Raw genomic sequence first — 6,396 nt, forward strand, 5'->3', positions numbered from 1 at the left:
AATCCCCGCGGCTCCACAAGCAAAGCATGCCGCGAAAGCGGCTTTTTCTGTTTTACGACTTACGCTCCATGCCCCGCATGAGAGCGGAAGAAGGAAAACAAAAATAATTTTATTTTACCTTACTTTTTTTAGCCTTGTGTAAGTTTTACACAAAGAAATATGCCTTATTGTTACGAATACCCCCGGCCTGCCGTAAGTTCCGATTGCGTGATTTTTGCTTTTGACGGGAAGCAACTGAATGTCCTTCTCATTGAAAGGAAAAATGATCCTTTTAAAGGGTACTGGGCCTTCCCCGGAGGATTCCTGGAAATGGATGAAACCTCGGAACAATGTGCCAGGCGTGAACTGGAAGAAGAAACAGGCATAAAGGATGCCTGCCTTGAACAGTTATATGCTTTTTCTGGACTCAACCGCGATCCACGCGGAAGAGTTGTTTCGGTGGCCTACATTGCGCTGGTAAGGCAGTCCCGCACGCAACCCGTAGCAGGAGACGATGCCAGGCAGGCAATATGGTTTCCGGTAACCCATCTTCCCCAACTTGCTTTCGACCATGAACTTATTTTCCGTACCGCCATGCAAAGGCTCAGGCAAAAAATCTGCTACCAGCCCATAGGGTATGAGCTGCTCGAAGAAAAATTCACCCTTCCGGAACTGGTAAGGCTCTATGAATCGGTTATGGGTCAACGCATTGACCGCCGGAACTTTTATCGCAAAATGCTCCGTACCGGACTCCTGATACCCCTGGAAGAAAAAACCAGCGGAGTACCACATAAGCGGGCACGTTACTTTCAGTTTGATCATTCCCGTTTTGAGATGCTGAAGCAGAAGGGTTGCTATCCTGAAGCCTTTGCTTTTTCAGAAACTCTTGCCGCAAAACCAAAATCATGAACATTCCAATGGTTTTACCTGTCTTCTTAATTAATGCTGAATTTGAACAGAAAAACAACAGCCATGATACGTCAACGAAATGCTTTGCTGCTGATCGACATGCAGTATGATTTCTGTCATCCTGACGGCACTCTCTATGTTCCGGGCGCTGAAAATGACGTTGTGAGAACGGCCGGTTTCATCAGGAATAACAAGAATGTGATGGAAAGGATTATTCTCACCATGGACTTTCATCAGGTAACGGACATTTCCCATCCCGTTTTCTGGGCAGACAGGGAGGGCAGGCATCCCGAACCCTTCACACAGATTTCATGGCAGGACATTGCAGAAGGAAAATGGAGGGCATTGTTTTTTCAGGATGCAGCGCATGCGTATGTAAAAAAACTGGAACAACAGGGTGAATACATGCATACCATCTGGCCCGAGCATTGCATTATGGGAAGCCGGGGTGCGGCCATTGCGGATGAGGTTATGGATGCCGTGCGTGAATGGGCCGGTGAAGGAAGATTCTTCCGGGTCGTAATCAAAGGGACCAATCCCCTCACGGAACACTTTGGAGCCATCCGTGCCAATATTCCTGTTGAGGATGATGAAGACACCAGGGTGAATTACCAACTTCTTAAGGAACTTGAGATGTATGACAACATTTACCTTGCCGGAGAAGCCAAAAGCCATTGTGTGGCCAATACGATCAAACAGCTGGGTGATTTTCCCCATCTGCTAAAAAAGACTATATTGCTGGAAGATTGCACATCCTCCGTTCCCGGATTTGAGAATATTGCCAGCACAATTTATGAAAAGGCTTTTGCCTCCGGCATGAGAAGAAGCGATTCCCAAACCCCCGTTATGGCTTAAAAAAGCAACCACTATGATTATTCATTATTTTACCGATAATGACCTGTACAAGTTCACTACAATGAACGCCATTCAGAAGCTTTATCCTGAAGCTCTTGCACGGTACAGGTTTATTAACCGGGGCGAAACGCCTTTTCCTGAGGGATTTGACAGGAAACTGACAGCAGAGGTTAATCATATGGCATCTGTTTTTCTCAGCAGGGAAGAAGAAGAATTTATGCGCCGCCGATGTTACTATCTTGACCCCGTTTTTTTTGATCTGCTGAAAGGATACCGCTATAATCCGGAAGAAGTTACCATCAGACAGGAAGGAGGCAATCTGGAGGTTGAGATTGAAGGTCCCTGGTACCGTACGGTATTGTGGGAGGTTCCTCTGCTGGCCATGATTTCGGAACTTTACTATACGATGAGGGGGAAACACCCCGAAGGTATTGAAGAAAAGGCCAGGGTAAAAGCAGAAGAGCTGAAAAAACTGGAGGCTGATTTTTCAGAATTTGGCACACGGCGGAGGTTTTCATTTGAAGTTCAGGACAGGGTGCTTCAGACGCTTATCGCTCATGCCGGCCGATATTTTCTTGGTACCAGCAATGTGTATTTTGCCATGAAGCACAATCTGACCCCTATGGGAACCCATCCGCATGAATGGTTCATGTACCATGCCGCCCATTTTGGATACCGCATGGCCAATACCATAGCACTGGAGAAGTGGGTGGATGTGTACCAGGGTAGTCTGGGCATTGCCCTTTCCGACACTTTTACCAGTGAAGCCTTTTTCCGGAGCTTCACCCTGAAACATGCGAAGCTGTTTGATGGTGTGCGCTGGGACAGCGGCGATCCCATTGAATTCACCGAAAAAACCATCCGGTTTTATGAACAAAACAGAATCGATCCCCGCTCAAAAACCATCGTTTACAGCGATGCACTCAACCTCGAAGAAGTCAGGCGAATAAAACAACACGTCAACGGACGTATTCATGATGCTTACGGTATCGGGACATTTTTAACCAATGATGTTGGAGTTTCCCCCTTGAATATTGTGATTAAAATGACAGCAGCCAAGCCCCATCCCCGCTTCGGATGGGTTAAAACCGTCAAGCTATCTGATGTACCCGGAAAGCACACCGGCGAAGAGGAGGATATTCAGCTTTGCCTTAAAATGCTGAACCTGTAAATCAATTTCAGAGAGGTTTCTGATAGATGCGGAACCGTTTATGTAAAATGCCGTTGACATGCTCATATTCGGCCCGCATGCGGGTATTATGCTCGAGAATAAGATGGCTATCGATAAACTCCATACCGGCCTTTTTAGCTGACTCGAGGGTCTTAATAGCCAGTATACTGTCAAGTCCTTTTCCCCTGTATGGTTCCTTGATTGCTCCCAGAAGGGTTGTAAGCATCCTGGTCCGTTTTGATTCCCTCAGGATATGGAAAATTCCAAACGGAAGAAGTCTTCCTCTTGCCTTCCTGATACCCTCACTCAGTTCGGGCATGGCCACAATAAAAGCCAGCACTTCGCCATCAGGGCTTGTAATAACTTTGATGAACCGCGGGTCGAGAACCGGAAGATACCTCCCTGCCAGCTCATACATTTCCTTTTCCTGCAGGGGAATAAACCCGTAAATATCGGCATAGGCTTCATTGATGAGCCTGAAGATCGGCACAATCCACGGTTTTAGTTCCTTTTTGGTAGTGAATTCATGGAGAACATATTGATTGTCCACCATAATCCGCTCATAAATCCTTGTGTAGAATTCAGGAATCTGCTCCGGAATGATCAGTTTATAAGATACCAGATCCACTTCCTTGGCATAACCAAGTTTTTCCATAAATTCCGGCATCCAGGGGAAATTATAATTGGTAGCAATTACAACCCGTTCGTTGAAACCTTCAATAAGAAACCCCTGGGGATCTTTATCGGAAAAAGCCAGAGGACCGACCAGCTTAACCATCCCCTTGTTTCGCGCCCAGTTTTCAATGTACTCGAGAAGTGCCCGGCAAACATTCAGATCTTTTTCGCAATCCAGAAAAGCAAAGCGCGCATTTCGTTCCTGGTGAAGCTCATTGTAACGGTTATTGATGATTCCCATGATTCTTCCGACCGGTTTTCCGTCTTTCCAGGCCAGAGCCAGAACGGTATCACAGTAGGAAAAAGACTTATTCTTTTTGGGGTTATAAAAAACCTTCTCATCCATGTATAAGGGATGCACCCAGTTCGGATGATTGGCGTGTATCTTTTCCGGCAAATAGATATACGTACGAAGTTCCTTCGCAGTTTTTACCTCACGGATTTCTAAACTCATCGGATTAAATTTTGGGCGAAAGATATACTTTTTTTATTTCCGTTATCCTCTCCTACCGGTTTCTGTTACGACGAGCAAACAGAACGATTCCGGCCGGACGCAGGGTTCGTATCCATTCACGGCTGCGTTCACTGAACAAACTGAGCAGGGAAGTAGTAAGCAGAATCATAAGAGGTGCCGTCAGAAGCCCGCCAACAATATCAATAAAATAATGGGCTTTAAGGTAAACAGCCGAGCAGGAAAGAAGCACCAGAATGCCGAGCATCCAGCGGAATAATGGTCTGGCATAGTGATAGGAGAGATAGCAAAGAATAACAGAAATTCCTACATGGGAGCTGGGGAAAGCACCTGTTGGCCGCTCGCCAACTGACTGAATGAACCGTAACAGTTTCTGAAAAGCCCCTCCCTCGGGAAGTCCGTTCAATGGTGCCGGAAACCAGAATTGCGGTCCCTGAACCGGTATAACAATGAATATCAAATAATAAAAGAAGAACGACTGAAGAACAATAAAAATACTGCGGTTAAAATATTCTCTGTTATAGCGGTAGATTGCCCAAAGCACACCAAAAATCATCAGGAAATAGGACATGTACGACAGGCTCATAAGTTCCTGAAACCATGTCCAGTGAAAAACTTCAGAAAATTTAATACTGGGTTGAAAACCAAAAATCAGGAAATCGGTTTTTTCAAACCACGTATCCAGGTAATTATGCCAGATATTGTTGTAAAAGTCTGTTTCTCCGTAAAGATATCCCAGGGTGGCCAAAGGGTAAAAGCTGCGCAGAAAATCGATAAACCGGTTATTGAACCTTACCTGCAGAATAATGAGCAGCATGAGTCCGCTGAAAATGGTTACCCTGGCTCCCAGATGTAACCAGGTTGCTCCCAGAGTTTTAAAATAGAATATGTTGAGCAGGCCGGTAGCAACAAGATAAATCAACAGGGCCCACTCAACAGGACGAAATCTGATTACCTGTGTTAATTCTCTGTTGGTTTCCATATCGTTAACAGGTAATTACAAAAACAATGCAAATATCGTTTTTTTTTCAAAACTCTGTTTTTTTATAGTCTAAATGATATCGTTAATAAAGGAAAAACTGACACAATTACCGTTCTGCCGGCAATAAATGCCAAAATGACAAAAAAGTAAATGCTCAGAAATTTAATAGGTGCTATGCACTACCCGACCGATATATAAGATTCTTATTGGGGATGTCGAAAAACGAAATTTTGAGACATTCTCAAAACAATTATTTTTGTATTTCCATTTTTCAAATCGATGGGTAAATATTCGGACAGGAACCGGACAATGATCTTTCTGTTAAGTATCTTCTCTGCCTGTTCTGTTTTGGCCGCTTCTCCGACCATTCAACAACCTGATTCAGTAACATTCAACAGCATTCTGGTTTCGGCCGATTATGCCAGTGACAATATCGTTTACGGAAATCTGAATACAACCGTTTCACAACCCTGTTTTTCTTCTGTATTCAGCTATGCGTCGCGCAGCGGCATGGAAGCAACTGCCGGATACAGCCTGATCGATAACTCGGACACATCGCTGAACAAAGCTACCCATCAGTATGATTTCACCCTCGGGTATCGTTTTAGTTTTCCGCTGGACCTTTACCTTTCCGGATCCTATACCCGCTTTTTCTATAGTAAAAATACCACAACCCTCCGTTCCACCTTTGATCACCAGATGGAACTTGATGCAGGCTACAGCGGAAAGTTTGCTGATGTAAGTGCCAGCGCCTTTTATCTCATCGGAAATACAGGAGAGTTTTTTCTATCCCTTCAGAATTCCTATAATTTTTCCATCGACAACTTCCCTTTTCGTAATGTCAGCACCGGATTCATGCCGGGCGTCTTCACCATCCTGAGTTCGCAGCAGTTTTATAATGAATACCTGCTGAACCAGTTTCTGCAGCATCCTGTTTACTATATGTACAGGTGGCGATTGATGGGGTATACAAAGGAGCAAATAAAAGCTATGTTGCTGGAAGAAAAGAAATTTACCTTCACATCGTTCATGGCTTCTGTCCCGGTTTGCTTCTCATGGAAAAATTTTATGCTGACGGGAGGAATTACTTTCCTTAAGCCCTTGAATCAACCTTCATTTATTAATGACAACTGGGTGGTGATGTACAACTTCAACCTGAGCTATATGCTCCTGTGGTAAGCTACCAATAGTGTTAACAGCATTTTGTTCCGGAATTCAGAATTTACAGAACTCATTCTGATACGTTTTCGCTTCTTTGTCTCCAAGTTCTGCTGCTTTTTTCAGGTCGGCACATGCTTCATTCACCATATCGGCATTCAGTTCAGCCACTGCCCGGTTGAAATAAAAATCGGG

Annotated in this window: 7 protein-coding genes; 4 read left to right on the plus strand and 3 right to left on the minus strand. The window is 44.6% G+C overall.

All coding sequences use genetic code 11. The features are described 5' to 3' along the window. The first annotated feature begins 159 nt into the window (after positions 1-159). The 3 genes from GX419_00005 to pncB all read left to right on the plus strand — a co-directional run bounded on the left by GX419_00005 (position 160) and on the right by pncB (position 2,914). Complete coding sequence (locus GX419_00005; protein NLI23074.1) at positions 160-888, plus strand: NUDIX hydrolase; 729 nt, start codon at positions 160-162, stop codon at positions 886-888. Positions 889-951: 63 nt separating this feature from the next. Further along, positions 952-1,743 (plus strand): nicotinamidase, encoded by a 792-nt coding sequence (locus tag GX419_00010; GenBank protein ID NLI23075.1) that lies wholly within the window; start codon positions 952-954, stop codon positions 1,741-1,743. 13 nt (positions 1,744-1,756) lie between these two features. Then, positions 1,757-2,914, plus strand: a complete 1,158-nt coding sequence (gene pncB / locus GX419_00015; GenBank protein ID NLI23076.1) for a nicotinate phosphoribosyltransferase — start codon at positions 1,757-1,759, stop codon at positions 2,912-2,914. 7 nt (positions 2,915-2,921) lie between these two features. Here pncB and GX419_00020 read toward each other — a convergent pair whose 3' ends face one another. Together GX419_00020 and GX419_00025 are read right to left on the minus strand one after the other, a co-directional pair. Beyond that, entirely contained in the window at positions 2,922-4,043 is a 1,122-nt protein-coding gene (locus tag GX419_00020) for a hypothetical protein (GenBank protein ID NLI23077.1), read from the minus strand. 52 nt (positions 4,044-4,095) lie between these two features. Beyond that, entirely contained in the window at positions 4,096-5,043 is a 948-nt protein-coding gene (locus GX419_00025; protein ID NLI23078.1) for a phosphatase PAP2 family protein, read from the minus strand. Positions 5,044-5,322: 279 nt separating this feature from the next. Between GX419_00025 and GX419_00030 the strand changes: the two genes are divergently transcribed. Continuing rightward, positions 5,323-6,222 carry a hypothetical protein gene (locus tag GX419_00030; protein NLI23079.1) on the plus strand — a complete coding sequence of 300 codons (900 nt, stop codon included), beginning with the start codon at positions 5,323-5,325 and terminating at the stop codon, positions 6,220-6,222. Between the two features lie 36 nt (positions 6,223-6,258). On the opposite strand, the gene GX419_00035 is transcribed toward GX419_00030, so the two are convergent. Continuing rightward, the coding region (locus GX419_00035) for a hypothetical protein (protein ID NLI23080.1) at positions 6,259-6,396 on the minus strand (138 nt) is incomplete at its 5' end.

This window comes from Bacteroidales bacterium, assembly GCA_012517825.1.
Lineage (GTDB): Bacteria > Bacteroidota > Bacteroidia > Bacteroidales > JAAYUG01 > JAAYUG01.

Excerpts from the sequence above, each read along its gene's own strand:
- GX419_00005 (NLI23074.1), top strand. The coding sequence starts at position 160 with ATGCCTTATTGTTACGAATACCCCCGGCCTGCCGTAAGTTCCGATTGC.
- GX419_00010 (NLI23075.1), top strand. The coding sequence starts at position 952 with ATGATACGTCAACGAAATGCTTTGCTGCTGATCGACATGCAGTATGAT.
- pncB (NLI23076.1), top strand. The coding sequence starts at position 1,757 with ATGATTATTCATTATTTTACCGATAATGACCTGTACAAGTTCACTACA.
- GX419_00020 (NLI23077.1), bottom strand. The coding sequence starts at position 4,043 with ATGAGTTTAGAAATCCGTGAGGTAAAAACTGCGAAGGAACTTCGTACG.
- GX419_00025 (NLI23078.1), bottom strand. The coding sequence starts at position 5,043 with ATGGAAACCAACAGAGAATTAACACAGGTAATCAGATTTCGTCCTGTT.
- GX419_00030 (NLI23079.1), top strand. The coding sequence starts at position 5,323 with ATGGGTAAATATTCGGACAGGAACCGGACAATGATCTTTCTGTTAAGT.